Source organism: Pseudomonas oryzagri (assembly GCF_020831405.1).
Lineage (GTDB): Bacteria > Pseudomonadota > Gammaproteobacteria > Pseudomonadales > Pseudomonadaceae > Geopseudomonas > Geopseudomonas oryzagri.
In genome coordinates, this window is sequence record NZ_JAJHPU010000035.1 from 1 (window position 1) to 16,021 (window position 16,021).

10 protein-coding genes and 1 pseudogene are annotated in these 16,021 nt (G+C 69.1%); 3 read left to right on the forward strand and 8 right to left on the reverse strand.

What is annotated here, in order from left to right; translation table 11 throughout:
* From LMJ29_RS12130 to LMJ29_RS12155, 6 genes and pseudogenes are all read right to left on the reverse strand, one after another.
* Window positions 1-602 (reverse strand): annotated as a pseudogene (locus LMJ29_RS12130) (NAD(P)(+) transhydrogenase (Re/Si-specific) subunit alpha); the annotation flags it as partial.
* Between the two features lie 207 nt (window positions 603-809).
* Window positions 810-2,483: an electron transfer flavoprotein-ubiquinone oxidoreductase gene (locus LMJ29_RS12135; RefSeq protein ID WP_377655686.1), complete on the reverse strand. Its 1,674-nt coding sequence runs from the start codon at window positions 2,481-2,483 to the stop codon at window positions 810-812.
* A 138-nt stretch (window positions 2,484-2,621) separates the two neighbouring features.
* Window positions 2,622-3,557 (reverse strand): electron transfer flavoprotein subunit alpha/FixB family protein, encoded by a 936-nt coding sequence (locus tag LMJ29_RS12140; RefSeq protein WP_229605787.1) that lies wholly within the window; start codon window positions 3,555-3,557, stop codon window positions 2,622-2,624.
* Window positions 3,557-4,306 (reverse strand): electron transfer flavoprotein subunit beta/FixA family protein, encoded by a 750-nt coding sequence (locus LMJ29_RS12145; protein ID WP_229605788.1) that lies wholly within the window; start codon window positions 4,304-4,306, stop codon window positions 3,557-3,559. The genes LMJ29_RS12140 and LMJ29_RS12145 overlap by 1 nt, the downstream gene beginning before the upstream one ends.
* Before the next feature lie 14 nt (window positions 4,307-4,320).
* Complete coding sequence (locus LMJ29_RS12150; RefSeq protein WP_229605789.1) at window positions 4,321-5,508, reverse strand: acetyl-CoA C-acyltransferase family protein; 1,188 nt, start codon at window positions 5,506-5,508, stop codon at window positions 4,321-4,323.
* 36 nt (window positions 5,509-5,544) lie between these two features.
* A complete protein-coding gene (locus LMJ29_RS12155; RefSeq protein ID WP_229605790.1) occupies window positions 5,545-7,653 on the reverse strand; it encodes a 3-hydroxyacyl-CoA dehydrogenase NAD-binding domain-containing protein in 2,109 nt (702 codons plus the stop codon).
* A gap of 570 nt (window positions 7,654-8,223) precedes the next feature.
* On the opposite strand from LMJ29_RS12155, the gene otsB reads away from it, so the two are divergent.
* The 3 genes from otsB to LMJ29_RS12170 all read left to right on the forward strand — a co-directional run bounded on the left by otsB (window position 8,224) and on the right by LMJ29_RS12170 (window position 12,559).
* Window positions 8,224-9,045: a trehalose-phosphatase gene (gene otsB, locus LMJ29_RS12160; protein WP_229605791.1), complete on the forward strand. Its 822-nt coding sequence runs from the start codon at window positions 8,224-8,226 to the stop codon at window positions 9,043-9,045.
* A gap of 112 nt (window positions 9,046-9,157) precedes the next feature.
* The gene (otsA, locus tag LMJ29_RS12165; protein ID WP_229605792.1) at window positions 9,158-10,570 is read left to right on the forward strand and encodes an alpha,alpha-trehalose-phosphate synthase (UDP-forming); all 1,413 of its coding nucleotides are present in this window, start codon (window positions 9,158-9,160) and stop codon (window positions 10,568-10,570) included.
* Between the two features lie 192 nt (window positions 10,571-10,762).
* Window positions 10,763-12,559 carry an acyl-CoA dehydrogenase gene (locus LMJ29_RS12170; RefSeq protein ID WP_229605793.1) on the forward strand — a complete coding sequence of 599 codons (1,797 nt, stop codon included), beginning with the start codon at window positions 10,763-10,765 and terminating at the stop codon, window positions 12,557-12,559.
* A 329-nt stretch (window positions 12,560-12,888) separates the two neighbouring features.
* Here LMJ29_RS12170 and LMJ29_RS12175 read toward each other — a convergent pair whose 3' ends face one another.
* Window positions 12,889-15,555, reverse strand: coding sequence for a LuxR C-terminal-related transcriptional regulator (locus LMJ29_RS12175; RefSeq protein ID WP_229605794.1), 2,667 nt, complete (start codon window positions 15,553-15,555; stop codon window positions 12,889-12,891).
* A gap of 244 nt (window positions 15,556-15,799) precedes the next feature.
* Window positions 15,800-16,021: hypothetical protein (locus LMJ29_RS12180; RefSeq protein ID WP_229605795.1), on the reverse strand; the 222-nt coding region annotated here is incomplete at its 5' end.

Consider the following 16,021-nt stretch of genomic DNA (forward strand, 5'->3'; position numbering starts at 1 on the left):
TCCTTGACCGCCGGACGCACGTCCGAGGCTTCGATCACCGCGCCCAGGCGCTTGGCGGTGGCGATCGCCTGCAGGCCGGCCACCCCGGCGCCGAGCACCAGCACGCGGGCGGCCTTCACGGTGCCGGCGGCGGTCATCAGCATCGGCATGAAGCGCGGGTAGTGGTTGGCGGCGAGCATCACCGCCTTGTAGCCGGCGATATTGGCCTGCGAGGACAGCACGTCGAGGCTCTGCGCGCGCGAGGTGCGCGGGGCGGCCTCGAGGGCGAAGGCGGTGATGCCGCGCGCGGTCATGCGCGCCAGGTTGGCGTTGTCGAACGGGTTGAGCATGCCGACCAGCACGGCGCCGGGCTGCATCAGGGCCAGCTCGGCCTCATCGGGCGCCACGACCTTGAGCACCAGCTCGGCGCCGAAAGCCTCAGACGCGGTGCCGATGCGTGCGCCGGCGGCGATATAGGCCTCATCCGGCAGGCTGGCGGCAACGCCGGCGCCGGCCTGGACGACGACCGTATGGCCCTGGCCGACGAGTTTCTTCACCGTTTCCGGCGTGGCGGCCACGCGGGTTTCACCGGCGTGGGTTTCGCGGGGGACTCCAACCTGCATTTCGTCTCCTAACGTAGATCAACAAGCGCGCCCAGCCGCCTGGCAGTCGACAAGACGCGCACAGCAAAAGAGCTCCCGGGCCGCGAGGGACCCGGGAGGGTGGGGGCGGTGGCTGGCAGGTTTTATTGAATAACTACCTGCGTTACCGATGCAGCGTTGAAAACGACTTCGGCTGTTTCACCGACGGTTTTTCAACGGTCTGGCGGATCACATGTTGGGATAGGTGGGCCCGCCGGTGCCCTCGGGCGTCATCCAGGTGATGTTCTGCGCCGGGTCCTTGATATCGCAGGTCTTGCAGTGCACGCAGTTCTGCGCGTTGATCTGGAACTTCTTCTCGCCGCTTTCCTGGGTGACGATCTCGTACACCCCGGCCGGGCAGTAGCGCTGCGCCGGCTCGTCGTACAGCGGCAGGTTCCGGGCCAGCGGAATGTTTGGGTCGATCAGCTGCAGGTGGCAGGGCTGGTCTTCCTCGTGGTTGGTGTTGGAGAGGAACACCGAGGACAGCTTGTCGAAGCTCAGCTTGCCGTCCGGCTTGGGGTAGTCGATCTTCGGCGACTGCGCGGCGGGCTTGAGGCAGGCGTGGTCGGGCTTGTTGTCGTGCAGGGTCAGCGGGATCTTGCCGCCGAACAGGTTCTGGTCGACGAAGTTGAACGCCCCGCCGAGGATGGCGCCGAACTTGTGCATCGCCGCGCCGAAGTTGCGGCTGCGATACAGCTCGTCGTACAGCCAGCTGTCCTCGAAGGCCTTGACGTAGTTGTGCAGCTCGTCGCCGCCCTCGCGGCCGACGGCCAGCGCCTCGACGATCGCCTCGGCGGCCAGCATGCCGGACTTCATCGCGGTGTGGCTGCCCTTGATCTTGGCGAAGTTGAGGGTGCCGGCGTCGCAGCCGATCAGCGCGCCGCCCGGGAACACCATCTTCGGCAGCGAGTTGAGGCCGCCCTTGCAGATCGCGCGGGCGCCATAGCTGATGCGCTTGCCGCCTTCCAGGTACTGCCTGATCACCGGATGGTGCTTGTAGCGCTGGAACTCGTCGAACGGCGACAGGTGCGGGTTGCTGTAGGACAGGTCGACGATCAGGCCGACCACCACCTGGTTGTTCTCCAGGTGGTAGAGGAAGGAGCCGCCGGGGTTCTCGTCGTTGAGCGGCCAGCCGGCGGTGTGCACCACCAGGCCCTGCTCGTGCCTGGCCGGGTCGATCTCCCACAGCTCCTTGATGCCGATGCCGTAGTGCTGGGCGTCGGCGTTGGCGTCCAGGCGGTACTGCTTGATCAGCTGCTTGCCGATATGGCCGCGGCAGCCCTCGGCGAACAGGGTGTACTTGGCGCGCAGTTCCATGCCCGGGGTGTACAGGCCGTCCTTGGGCTTGCCTTCGTGGTCGACGCCCAGGTCGCCGGTGACGATGCCGCGCACCACGCCCTGCTCGTCGATCAGCGCCTGCTGGGCGGCGAAGCCGGGGTAGATCTCCACGCCGAGGTTCTCGGCCTGCTGGGCCAGCCAGCGGCACAGGTTGCCCAGGGAGATGATGTAGTTGCCTTCGTTGTGCATGGTCTTGGGCACGGCGAAGTCGGGGATCTTGGTGGCGGCGGCATCGCTTTTCAGCAGATAGATGTCGTCGCGCTTGACCGGGGTGTTGAGCGGGGCGCCGAGGGCTTGCCAGTCGGGGAACAGCTCGTTCAAGGCGCGCGGTTCGAACACCGCGCCGGAGAGGATGTGGGCGCCGACTTCGGAGCCTTTTTCCACCACGCAGACGCTGAGCTCCTGGCCGGCTTCGACGGCCTTCTGCTTCAGGCGGCAGGCGGCGGAGAGCCCGGCGGGGCCGGCTCCGACGATGACCACGTCGAATTCCATGTATTCGCGTTGCATTTGTTGTTGTCCTCGAATCTCTTCGGCAGCGGGGGGGCAGGCAAAAAAATGGGCAACCCTGGGTTGCCCGTGCCCTGAAAACCCTCTGCCTGTACCAGGGGCAAATGGCTGCTCGCGCAGCCTGGAGTGAAATCAGCCGAACTGTCAGCCGAGTTTTCAGCCGAGCTGGGCCGTCAGTTCCGGAACCGCCTCGAACAGGTCGGCGACCAGGCCGTAGTCGGCGACCTGGAAGATCGGCGCCTCCTCGTCCTTGTTGATCGCCACGATCACTTTCGAATCCTTCATGCCGGCCAGGTGCTGGATGGCACCGCTGATGCCCACGGCGATATACAGCTGCGGCGCAACGATCTTGCCGGTCTGGCCGACCTGCAGGTCGTTGGGCACGAAGCCGGCGTCCACCGCGGCGCGCGAGGCACCCACGGCGGCGCCCAGCTTGTCGGCCACCGCGTAGAGCAGCGCGAAGTTGTCGCCGTTCTGCATGCCGCGGCCGCCGGAGATCACCACCTTGGCGGCGGTCAGTTCGGGACGCTCGGACTTGGCCAGCTCCTCGCCGACGAAGCTGGACACGCCGGCATCGCAGGCGGCGCCGACCGCCTCGATGGCGGCGCTGCCACCCTCGGCAGCCACCGGGTCGAAGCCGGTGGAGCGCACGGTGATCACCTTCACGGCCGCACTGGACTGTACGGTGGCGATGGCATTGCCGGCGTAGATCGGACGCTGGAAGGTGTCGGCGCTGACCACCTTGACGATCTCGGAGATCTGCTCGACGTCGAGCAGCGCGGCGACGCGCGGCAGGTAGTTCTTGCCGTTGGTGGTGGCCGGGGCCAGTACGTGGCTGTAGCCATTACGGGCCAGCTCGACGATCAGCGGCGCGAGGTTTTCCGGCAGCTGATGGGCGAAGGCGGCGTTGTCGGCGACCAGCACCTTGGCGACGCCGGCGACCTTGGCGGCGGCTTCGGCCACCGCGGCGCAACCGGAGCCTGCAACCAGCACGTGGACGTCGCCACCGATCTGCGCGGCGGCGGCCACGGTGTTCAGGGTCGCGGCGGCCAGTGCGGCGTTGTTGTGTTCGGCAATGACGAGAATGGCCATCAGATCACCTTCGCTTCGTTCTTCAGTTTCTCGACCAGTTCGGCCACCGACTTGACCTTGATGCCGGCCTGGCGGGTAGCCGGGGCTTCGACCTTGAGGGTCTTCACGGTCGAAGCGGTGGACACGCCGAGGGCTTCCGGAGTCAGCACGTCGAGCGGCTTCTTCTTGGCCTTCATGATGTTGGGCAGCGAGGCGTAGCGCGGCTCGTTGAGGCGCAGGTCGGTGGTGACGATGGCCGGCAGTTTCAGGGCAACGGTCTGCAGGCCGCCGTCGATCTCGCGGGTGACGTTGGCCTTGCCGTCGGCGATCTCGATCTTGGAGGCGAAGGTGCCCTGGGCGAAACCGGTCAGCGCGGCGAGCATCTGGCCGGTCTGGTTGTTGTCGCTGTCGATGGCCTGCTTGCCGGTGATGACCAGCTGCGGCTGTTCCTTGTCGACCACGGCCTTGAGCAGCTTGGCGATGGCCAGCGAGCCGAGTTCGTCGTTGGATTCGACCAGCACGGCGCGGTCGGCGCCGAGGGCCAGGGCGGTGCGCAGCTGCTCCTGGGCGGCATTGGCGCCTACGGAGACCACCACCACTTCGCTGGCGATGCCCTTTTCCTTGAGGCGCACGGCTTCTTCCACCGCGATCTCGCAGAAGGGGTTCATGGCCATCTTGACGTTGGCCAGGTCGACGCCGCTGTTGTCGGCTTTCACGCGGACCTTGACGTTGTAGTCGACCACGCGTTTTACCGCGACCAGTACTTTCATGTCGTGTTCCTCTCTCAGACGCGCTCGAAGATCGCGGCGATGCCCTGGCCGCCGCCGATGCACATGGTCACCAGGGCGTAGCGGCCGCCGGTGCGCTCGAGCTCGTGCAGCGCCTTGAGGGTGATGATGGTGCCGGTGGCGCCGATCGGGTGGCCCAGCGAGATGCCCGAGCCGTTGGGGTTGACCTTGGCCGGATCGAGGCCGAGTTCCTGGGTGACGGCGCAGGCCTGGGCGGCGAACGCCTCGTTGGCCTCGACCACGTCGATATCGGCGACGTCGAGACCGGCGCGCTCCAGGGCCAGCTTGGAGGCCGGCACCGGGCCGATGCCCATGTGCAGCGGATCGACGCCGGCCAGCGCATAGGAGACCAGGCGGGCCATCGGCTTGAGGCCGCGGCGCTCGGCGGTGGCGCGCTCCATCAGCACCACGGCGGCGGCGCCGTCGTTGAGGCTGGAGGCGTTGCCCGGGGTAACGGTGCCGTCGTTGCGCTCGAAGGCCGGCTTGAGCTTGCTCAGCTCCTCGACGGTCACGTTGTCGCGCACGTGCTCGTCGGTGTCGAACACCACCTCGCCGCGGCGGGTCTTCAGGGTGATCGGCAGGATCTGCGACTTGAAGCGGCCTTCCTCGATCGCCTGGGCGGCGCGGCGGTGGGATTCCACGGCCAGCTCGTCCTGCGCCTGGCGGGAGATGTTGTAGGTGCGGCGCACGTTCTCGGCGGTGACGCCCATGTGCACCTTGTTCATCGGGTCGGTGAGCGCGCCGATCAGCATGTCGGTCATGCCGGTGTCGCCCATCCGTGCGCCGAAGCGCATCGCCGAGGAGGAGTAGGGCGCGCGGCTCATCATGTCGACGCCACCGGCCAGGGCGACGTCGGCGTCGCCGAGCAGGATGCCCTGGGCGGCGGTGACGATGGCCTGCAGGCCCGAACCGCACAGGCGGTTGACGGTCAGCGCGGTGGAGCGCTCGTTGATGCCGCTCTTCAGGGCGACCACGCGGGAGATGTACATGTCGGCCGGTTCGGTGTGGATGACGTTGCCGAACACCACCTGGTCGACCTCGTCGCCGCCGACCTGGGCGCGTTGCAGGGCTTCGCGGGCGACCATGGCGCCCAGATCGCCGGGAGCGAAGTCCTTGAGGCTGCCGCCGAAGTCACCGATGGCGGTACGCACGCCGCTGACGATCACTACTTCACGCTGAGTCATGGGATTACCCTCGTTTTCAATGGAGAAGCTGGCTGGTCATTGTTTGTTGATGCGGGTCTGGCCGGTGGCGACCAGGCGCTCGAGCAGCGCGGCGGGCTGGAACCACTGCTCGCCGTAGGCGCCGAGCTGCGCGCGGTACTGGCGCAGGCCGGCCAGCACGCGCTCGAGGCCCAGGTCCTCGGCGTAGTGCAGCGGGCCGCCCAGCACGGTGGGGAAGCCGTAGCCGCAGGTCCACACCAGGTCGATGTCGCCGGCGCGCAGGGCGATGCCTTCGTCGAGGATCTGGATGCCTTCGTTGATCAGCGCGAACAGGCAGCGGTCGTGGATTTCCTGGTCGGTGATTTCGCGGCGCTGGATGCCCAGCTCGGCGGCCAGGCGCTCGGCGATGGCCAGCACTTCCGGGTCGTCCTGGCGCTCGCGGCCTTCGTAGATGTACATGCCGCGGCCGGTCTTCTGGCCCAGGCGGCCGAGGGCGTAAAGCTCGTCGGAGACGCGGTAGTAGCTGGGATCGCTGGCCAGGGATTCGCGCAGCGGGGTGCGGATCAGGTAGCCGACGTCGATGCCGACCAGGTCGTACATGCTCAGCACGCCCATGGCCAGGCCCAGGTCGGTGAGCACGCGGTCGACCTGCGCCGGGGTGGCGCCTTCGAGCAGCAGGCGGTGCGCCTCGCGGGCGTAGGGCTCGAGCATGCGGTTGCCGATGAAGCCGTAGCACACCCCGGAGACCACCGGCAGCTTGCCGATCTGCTTGCCCAGCTTGAGCGCGGTGGCCAGCACGTCCAGCGCGGTCTGCTTGCCGCGCACGACTTCCAGCAGGCGCATGACGTTGGCCGGGCTGAAGAAGTGCAGGCCGATCACGTCCTGCGGGCGGCGGGTGAAGGCGGCGATCTGGTCGACGTCGAGAGTCGAGGTGTTGGTGGCGAGGATGGCGCCGGGCTTGCACACCTCGTCGAGGGTGGCGAACACCTGGCGCTTGACCTCCATGCTCTCGAACACCGCCTCGATCACCAGGTCGGCGTCGGCCAGGTCGGCGTAGTCGAGGGTGCCGGCCAGCAGGGCCATGCGCTGCTCGACCTGCTCCTGGGTCAGCTTGCCGCGCTTGGCGGTGATCTCGTAGTTCTTGCGGATCTGCGCCAGGCCGCGATCCAGCGCCTCGCGCTTCTGCTCGAGCAGCACCACCGGCATGCCGATGTTGACGAAGTTCATGGCGATGCCGCCGCCCATGGTGCCGGCGCCGATCACCGCGACCTTCTTGATCGGGCGCAGCGGCAGCGAGGCGTCGATACCGGGCACCTTGGCGGCTTCGCGCTCGGCGAAGAACAGGTGGCGCAGCGCCTTGGACTGCGGCGACTCCATGGCCTCGACGAACAGCTCCAGCTCGCGCGGCAGGCCGACTTCCAGCGGCTGCTCGCAGGCGATGCGCACCGCTTCGATGACCAGGTGCGGGGCGAGTTGGCCCTTCCACTGGCTGGCCTTGCCGGCGGTATAGGCGGTGAAGTAGTTGGCCGGCAGGGCATCGCCCGGCGCGGCGTGCGGGGCGGCCGGCTGTGCCGGGGCGCCCGCCTGCAGCAGTTCGCGGGCGTAGGCGCGGGCGTCGTCCAGGAGCGTATCGGCGGAGGCGGCCAGACGGTCGAGCAGGCCCAGTTCGAGGGCGCGTTCGGGGCGCAGCGGCTGGCCGGAGAGGATGATGTCCAGGGCGGTCTCGGCGCCGACCAGGCGTGGCAGGCGCTGGGTACCGCCGGCGCCCGGCAGCAGGCCGAGGGTGATTTCCGGCAGGCCCAGGCGCGCCTTGGACTCGCCGATGCGGTAGCCGCAGGCCATCGCCAGCTCCAGGCCGCCACCCAGGGCCAGGCCGCCGATGGCGGCGACCATCGGCTTGTCGCTGCCAGCCAATTCGATCAGCAGATCGGGCAGGGACGGCGTGGCGAAGGCGGCGCCGTCGAATTCGGCGAGGTCGGCGCCGGCGCTGAAGGGCAGGCCGTGCCCGTAGACCACCATGGCCTTGACCGCCGGATCGGCGCTGGCCTGGCGGAACGCCGCCTGCAGCTCCTGGCGCAGGGTGTGGCCGAGGGCGTTGACCGGGGCACGGCCCAGGCCGATCAGGGCCAGCTCGTTATCCAGCAAATAGTTGATCAAGGTGTACATGGCAGACCTCTGGCTGAAAGGCCGCCCGGCGATGTACTGCGGGGCTGACCGTGGGTAAAAAAACCGCCCGGGGGGCGGCCGGGCAAGGGCGCCGGCGGCGGGTGACCGAACCGCCGGGCCGGTGACGAAAACTCAGGCCCGGAAAACGGTGTCGGAAATCTCCCCCGTCACGCGGGAGCCGGATGCGGAGCACAAGTGAACGAGGCGGCCGGCTACCCGGCGGCAGGCGATCCTGCGGCCGGCGACCCGGCGGTCGGCGCTGCGGCAGAGAAGGGCGAAATCGGCTGGCATGCAGTTCTCCTCGTTGTTGTTGTCTGGGAGATTCGATGTCTGTTTTTTAACAAGCCGCCCCGGTGGCGCGCTTCGTACCGCGGGTGGATTTGCGGGTGGAGTCGGGTGGAGGAATGGGTGGAACTCGACGCGGACCCGGTGCCGCGGGGCAGCCGGCGCGCCGGCCGAGACGACGGCCGGCCCGGAGCGCGCCGCCTTCGGCTGCTAATCTTTCGAAGATGTTCCGCTCGTTCGCGGAAGCCGTTGCGGCGGCGTCACCGGCCATGTGGAGATCGCTGCATGCCTCGTTCGATCGCTGAGGGACCAGCCGGTACGGCAAAAACCTCGCACAGCGAGGTCTCGGCGACCGCCCTGCTCGGTCACTGGCTGGGCGGGCGCGAGTCGACGTGCGCGCTGTTTCTCGATGTCGACGGCACCCTCCTGGATATCGCCACCTCGCCCGAGGCGGTCTACGTGCCGCACGACCTGCGCGGCGCCCTGGAGTCCCTGCATGAACGGCTGAGCGGCGCCTTGGCGTTGGTCAGCGGGCGTACGGTGGACAACCTCGACCGGCTCTTCGCCCCCCTGCGCCTGCCGGCCAGCGGTGGCCATGGCGCCCAGTGGCGTGCCTGGCCCGACGCAGCGCTGTACAGCGAGGTCGAGACCGGCCTCGTCGTCCCCATCCGCGAGCGCCTGTACTCCCTGGCCGCTAAGCATGCCGGCGTTCTGGTCGAGGACAAGGGCTGGAGCATCGCCTTGCACTACCGTGCGGCGCCGACCGCGCGCGAGCCGCTGGCGGCCGCCCTGCACGAGTTGCTGAACGACCCCGAGGCGGCGGGGTTGCGCCTGCTGCCCGGCAAGATGGTGTTCGAGGTGCTTCCCCAGGGCTGCGACAAGGCCCGGGCGATCACCCGCCTGCTGGCGGAACCGCCGTTCGCCGGCCGGCGTCCGGTGTTCATCGGCGACGATGTGACCGACGAGCCGGCCCTGGTCAAAGCCTCCGAACTGGGCGGCCTGGCCCTGTCGGTCGGCTACCTGCTGCCCGGCGCGGACGCCGCTTTCGCCGATCCGGCGGCGGTTCGCGCCGCCCTGATCGCGGCCGTACGGGAGATGTCGGCGTGACCCACCGGCATCACCGGGTCTCGGGCGGGGCGGGCGGCATTGCCCGACCCTGCGCGATGGCCGGCTCGACGAACCGCGCAACGTGCCTGTCCAGCCGCAGGGAGGAGGGCCTATGCCGCGGCTCGTGGTGATTTCCAACCGCGTGGCGCTTCCCGACGAGAACGGCGCCCCGGCTCCCGGCGGCCTAGCCGTGGCGATAGCCGACACCATGCAGGAGCGAGATGGCCTGTGGTTCGGCTGGAGCGGGGAGGTGTCCGATTCGCCGCCGCCGCCCACGACCATCGATCACGGGCAGATGAAGTACGTGCTGACCGACCTGCGCACCAGCGACTTCCACGAGTACTACAACGGCTTCGCCAACCGGGTGCTGTGGCCGATCCTGCACTACCGGGTCGATCTCGCCGAGTTCAGCGAGGCCGACTTCGGCGGCTACCAGCGGGTCAACGAATTCTTTGCCGAGCGCCTGAGTCCGCTGCTCGAGGCGGACGACATCATCTGGGTGCACGACTACCACCTGATTCCCCTGGCGCAGGCGTTGCGCGTGCGCGGGCACGCCAACCGCATCGGTTTCTTCCTGCATATCCCCATGCCGCCGCCCGACTTCCTGACCACGCTGCCGCATCATGCGGAGCTGATCGGCGCGCTCGCCGACTACAACCTGGTCGGCTTCCAGACCGACAACGATGCCAGCAACTTCGCCCGCTACCTGACCCGGGTGCTCGGCGCCGCCACCCCCGACGGCCGCCACTACCATCTGGGGGCGCAGCACTTTCGCGTCGGCGTGTTCCCGGTGGGGATCGACACCGAAGGCTTCCACCGCCTGGCCCAGGCGTCGACGCCCAGCGCCGGCGCCGCGGAGCTCGGCGAAAGTCTCGCCGGCCGCACCCTGATCGTGGGCATCGACCGTCTCGACTACTCCAAGGGCATTGTCAACCGTCTCGATGGCTACGAGCGCTTCCTCGAGAAGTACCCGGACTGGCACGGCCGCATCACCTACCTGCAGATTTCGCCCGCCACCCGCCAGGACATTCCCGAATACGCCGACATCGACGCCGCGGTGAGCGCCAAGGTGGGACATATCAACGGCCGCTTCGGCGCCGTTTCCTGGTCGCCGGTGCGTTACGTGAGCCGCAACCACCAGCGCGAGGACATCGCCATGGTCCTGCGCCTGGCGCGTGTCGGCCTGGTCACGCCGCTGCGCGACGGCATGAACCTGGTGGCCAAGGAGTTCGTCGCCGCCCAGGACCCGGCCGACCCGGGGGTGCTGGTCCTCTCGCAGTTCGCCGGGGCGGCCGCCGAGCTGGATGCGGCGCTGATCGTCAATCCGCACGACCGCGATGCCGTCGCCGACGCGATCGAGGTGGCGCTGCGCATGCCGCTGGAAGAGCGCTGCCGCCGCCACGAGGAGATGTATGCGGTGCTGGAGGCCAACCACATCCGCTATTGGGGGCTGAACTTCCTCGACGCCCTGGTCCGCCCCGGGCGTGGCCCCACCTGGTTGCCGAGCTGGAGCATGACCTACTGAGCGGCGTGGCGGCCTGCCACGACCCGGACCTGCCCGGTGCCCGGCCTGACGAGCCGGTCGCGGGTAACCCGCCTATCCAGCCCGCCCGGCGCGGCGCAGGATGGCTACAGCGGAGCGGCGGGCGTGATTGGGCACCGACAGGGATGCCGCCAGCCACGCGCGTTTGCAGGGAAAATCACCGGAGAGGACAGCATGAGCGACTACATTGCCCCCGTGAAGGACATGCGCTTCGTCATGGACGAGATCGTCGGCCTGGCGGAGATCGCCCGGCTGCCCGGCTACGAGGACGCCACGGCGGAAATGGCCGACGCCATCCTCGACGAGGCGGCCCGCTTCACCGGCGAAGTGCTGGCCCCGCTCAATCGCGTCGGCGACACCGAGGGCTGCAGGCTCGGCCCCCATGGCGTGACCACTCCGCCGGGCTGGAAGGAGGCCTACGCCGCCTTCCGCGCCGCCGGCTGGAACGGCATCACCGCGCCGGGCGAGTTCGGCGGCCAGCACCTGCCCGAGACGCTGGCCGTCGCGGTCAGGGAAATGCTCTGTTCGGCCAACCTGTCCTTCTCGCTTGGTCCGCTGCTCACCAACGGAGCGGTGACGGCCCTGCTGACCTGCGCCAGCGACGAACTCAAGGCGACCTACCTGGAGAAGATGGTCAGCGGCGAGTGGACCGGCACCATGAACCTGACCGAGCCGCAGGCCGGCTCCGACCTGGCGCTGGTGCGCACGCGCGCCGAGCCGCAGGCCGACGGCAGCTATCGACTGTTCGGCCAGAAGATCTTCATCACCTACGGCGACCACGACCTGACGGACAACATCGTCCACCTGGTGCTCGCCCGCCTGCCCGACGCCCCGCCCGGGGTCAAGGGCATCTCGCTGTTCCTGGTGCCCAAGTTCCTGCCCAATGCCGACGGCAGTCCGGGCGCGCGCAACGACGTCCACTGCGTGTCGATCGAGGAAAAGCTCGGCATCCACGCCAGTCCGACCTGCGTGCTGGCCTACGGCGACCAGGGCGGGGCGGTCGGCTACCTGCTCGGCGAGGCCAATCGCGGTCTGGAATACATGTTCATCATGATGAACGAGGCGCGCCTGGGCGTCGGCCTGCAAGGCATCGCGCTCGGCGAGCGCGCCTACCAGCAGGCGCTGGCCTACGCCCGCGAGCGCAAGCAGGGGCGCGACGCGGTGACCGGCGAAGCGCCGGTGAGCATCGACCGCCACCCGGACATCCAGCGCATGCTCATGCTGATGAAGTCGCGCGTCGAGGCCTGCCGCGCCATCGCCTACTACGCGGCGGGCCTGCTCGACCGCGCGCAGGCCGGCAGCGATCCCGACCAGCGCCGGCGCGACCTCTACCTGGCCGAATTCCTGATTCCCATCGTCAAGGGCGGCGGCACCGAAATGGGTGTCGAGGTCACTTCGCTGGGCCTGCAGATCCACGGCGGCATGGGCTTCATCGAGGAAACCGGCGTCGCCCAGTACTGGCGCGACTCGCGCATCACCACCATCTACGAGGGCACCACCGGCATCCAGGCCAACGACCTGCTGTTCCGCAAGCTGATGCGCGACCAGGGCGCCACCGCCAAGGTCCTGTTCGCCGAGGTGCAGGCCACCGCCAGGGCGCTGGACGCCGCCGCCGAGCCGCAGCTGCAGGCCATCGGCCAGCGCCTGGGGGATGCGCTCAAGGCCTGGACCGAAGCCACCGAGGGGCTGGCCAGCCATGCCGGCAACGGGCTGTCCGGCGTGCTGGCCGCAGCGGTGCCCTACCTGTACCTGGCAGTCACCGTGTGCGGCGGCTGGCTGATGGGCAAGGCCGCCCTGGCAGCCGCGGCGCGGCTGGCGCAGGGCGAGGGCGACGCCGCCTTCTACCGGATCAAGATCGCCACCGCGCGCTTCTACGCCGACCAGATGCTGCCCCAGGCGGCCGCCTACGCGGCGACCGTGACCAGCGGCGACGCGGCGCTGCGCGAGATCGGCGACCTGTGGCCGGGCTGAGGCCGTTGGGCCGCTCGGCGGGGTGCTCGCTTCCTCGATCCCGCCGGTGAGGGTCAAGGAGGGCTCGTGAAAGCCGGCGGCGGCCCTGGGGGCTGGCCGCAGCGATCCGTCCGTCTTCACCTCTCGGCCACTAGGGCCTGTACGAAAAGTCAGCCGAGCGAAGGTCAGGCAAGGCCGTTGGTGGCCCCGCGAAAAGAGGCGAGGAAGCGGCGTTTACTGGTCGTAAACGAGCATTCCGAGCCGCTTTTCAACGCAGCATGACCGAGCGCAGGCACTTTTCGTACAGAGCCTAGTGCCGCGCCCGCTACGCCACCTTCCTCCACGACCGCTCAGTCGAGCAGCCGCAACTCGCGGGCGGCCCGCAGGGCGGCGTCGCGGTCGGTGACGTCGAGCTTGCGGAACAGGTTGTTGATGTGGGTCTTCACCGTGCTCAGGCTGACGAACAGGCCGTCGGCGAGCTGCTGGTTGTTCTGCCCGCGGGCCATGCGGCGCAGCACGTCCAGCTCGCGGCGGGTCAGCGGTTCGAGCAGCGCCTGGGCGGCGCCTTCGCCGGACGCGCTGCCGGCGAGGCCGACCAGCAGGCTGGCGAGCTGTTCGCGCGGCGGCAGCGGACGCTCCAGGCCGGCTTGGCGGCGCGCCTGCGGTTGCAGCAGCAGGCGGAACAGCTCGGCCAGCTCGCGCCCCTCGTGGTGCAGCAGCTGGCCGAAGCCGTGGGCGGCGGCCAGTTGCAGGGCTTCGTCGAGGCAGGCGAGGGCGGCACCCTGCTCGCCACGGTCGCGCTGCAGGGCGGCGTCGAGCAGCCACAGGTCGAGCTGCAGGCGGCGGTTGTGCTCGGCATCGGCCTGCTCGCGCAGGTTGGCGAGGATCTGCCGGGCCATCGCCGGCTGGCCGAGGTGACGCTGCACCCAGGCGTAGGCCAGCCACTCGTCCGGCAGCAGGTCCTCGCCGTAGGTGCGCTGGCACCAGTGCCATTCCTGCAGCCAGGCGAGGATGAAGTCCTGGTCGCGCTCGCGCACCGCCAGGCGCGCACGCCAGGCGCCGGCCAGTCGGTACAGCGCGTACTGGCGGAACTGGCGGGCCAGCCGGCGAGCCTCGTCCCAGCGCGCCATTGCCTTGCCCGGCTCGCCGAGGGCGTCGTACAGGCAGGCCTGGTGATGCAGCACGCGGACCAGCGCGGCCGAGTGGGGGAAGCCCAGCGCCAGGGTTTCCGCCTTGACCAGGCGCTGCCGGGCCTGCTCCAGATGGTTCTGCTGCAGGAACACCAGGCCCAGGCCCAGGTGGTGGAACAGTTCGTAGAAGTTGCGCGAGGCGGTGGCCGGCGACTTGCGCTCCAGGGCCAGGAAACGGCGCATGGCCGCCACGCTGTCGCCCTGGGCCAGCTCGATCTGGCCGAGCAGCAGGTGGGGAATGTTGGCGAAGCCGCTGAAGCCGAACTCGTCGAGCTCGCCCAGCGCCTGCTCCACGTCCTGGCGGGCGGCGGCGAGCTGGCCGAGGTGGAACAGGCAGCGCGAACGGTTGAAGCGCAGCACCGAGCCGGCGGCATTGCGCTGCGAGTAGCGCTGCAGCGCCTGGCCGGCCAGCTCGTGGCCGTGACGCAGATTGCCGCCGAGCAGGGCGAGCAGGACGCGCAGGTAGGCGATGGTCTGCTGCACCCGCTCGGGGTTGCGCGGCACGCCCTGGCGCTGCAGCAGGCGCAGGCGCTGGATGCAGGCCGTGGTGCGGGCGATGTCGTTGGTCACCATGACGATGGAGGCTTCACTGATCGCCAGGGTGAAGTGGTCGCTGCCGCTTTCGCCGGACACCTGGCTGAGCAGATCGACCAGGGCGTTGATCTGGCCGTCGCGCAGCAGGTCGAAGGTGTGCCGCTCGGCGGTGGCGAGCACCGCGTTGAAGTCGCGGGCCCGCCCGTACTGGTAGATGGCCTCCGAGTAGCGGCGCTGCTCCAGCAGCCAGGCCGCCGCCTGCTGGTGCAGCCGTTGCAGCAGCTGCGGGTCGCGCTCCTGCAGGCGCTGGTAGAGGACTTCGCGCAGCACGCGGTGGTAGCGGTATTCGAGGCGCTCGCCGGGGCGCTGCTCGATGAACAGGTCGCGGCGCTGCAACTGGCGGATCAGCCGCTCGCCATCCGCGCGCCCGCCGAGCAGGTTGGCCAGCGCCGGGTCGAAGGTCTGCACCACCGAGGTCCGTTCGAGGAAATCCAGCGACTCCGCAGGCAGCCGGGCGAGCACTTCCTCGGCGAGGAAGTCGGCCACGTAGCCGTAGGCCTGGCGGGTCACGCTGCGGATCAGCTCGGGCTGCGGACTGGCCGGGATCTGCTCGCGATAGGCGGTGAACCAGAACTGCAGGCCGGTGATCCAGCCCTCGCTGCCGGCGCGCAGCTGGTAGAGCGCATCCGAATCCAGACGGGCGCCGCGGCTAACCGCCAGCTGGCTGATCTCCTCGCTGTCCACGGCCAGCTCGCGGGCGTCGACGATGGCCAGGCGCTCGTCGCGGCGCAGGTGGTTGATGGCCAGCTCCGGCGCTCCTTCGCAGGCGGCCAGCAGCAGCAGACCGGGCGGCCCGAAGCGCAGCAGCTGCTCCAGGTAGTGGCGGGCGCGCTCGGCGCGCAGCTGGTGGAGGTCGTCGAGGATCAGCGTGAAGCCGTCGCTCTGGTGCTCCAGGCGCTGCAGGATGGCGCCCCACAGGCGCGGTTCGTCGGCCTGGGTGAGGAGCTGTTCGGGCGCGGGCAGGCCGAGGGCGGCGTGCAGGTGCAGCAGCAGGTGCAGCGTCTGGTTGTCGGCGCGGTCGAGTCGATACCAGGCCCAGGGCGTCTGCAGGCCGGCGGCGTACTGGGCGAGCAGGGTGCTCTTGCCGTAGCCGAGCGGCGCGCTGACCAGGATCAGCCGGCAACCGCGGGCGGCGGCGTCCTGCAGATGGTTGAGCAGGCGCGGGCGGGCCAGCAGCTTGTCGGGCAGGGACAACGGGCGGAGCTGGCTCGGATTGACGAGGGGGGAAGCCATCGGGGGTCTTCTGTTGTTATTCACGGCATGGTTGCCCGTGAAGGTAGCAGATACCGGCCTCGGCGGCTCTATTCTGGGGGATGCGCCCAGGGTAATCGCATGTGCGTCCGAGCGGCGACGAGCCAGTCCCTTGTACGGGCGAATTCATTCGCCAAGAGGTCGTGTAAAGGCGAATGAATTCGCCCCTACAGGAGGATATGCCCCGTGTGGCGCGCCACGCGGACGCGCCACACGGGGTGGGTGGTTACACCGCGACGGCCGGAATCACCGCCTTGGCGGCAGCATCCTTGTACTCGGCGATCTGGTCGAAGGACAGGTAGCGGTAGATATCGGCAGCCATGCTGTCGATGTTCTTCGCGTAGCCCATGTACTCCTCGACGGTCGGCAGCTTGCCGAGGATCGAGGCGACCGCCGCCAGCTCGGCCGAGGCCAGGAACACGTTGGTCGCATCGCCCAGACGGTTCGG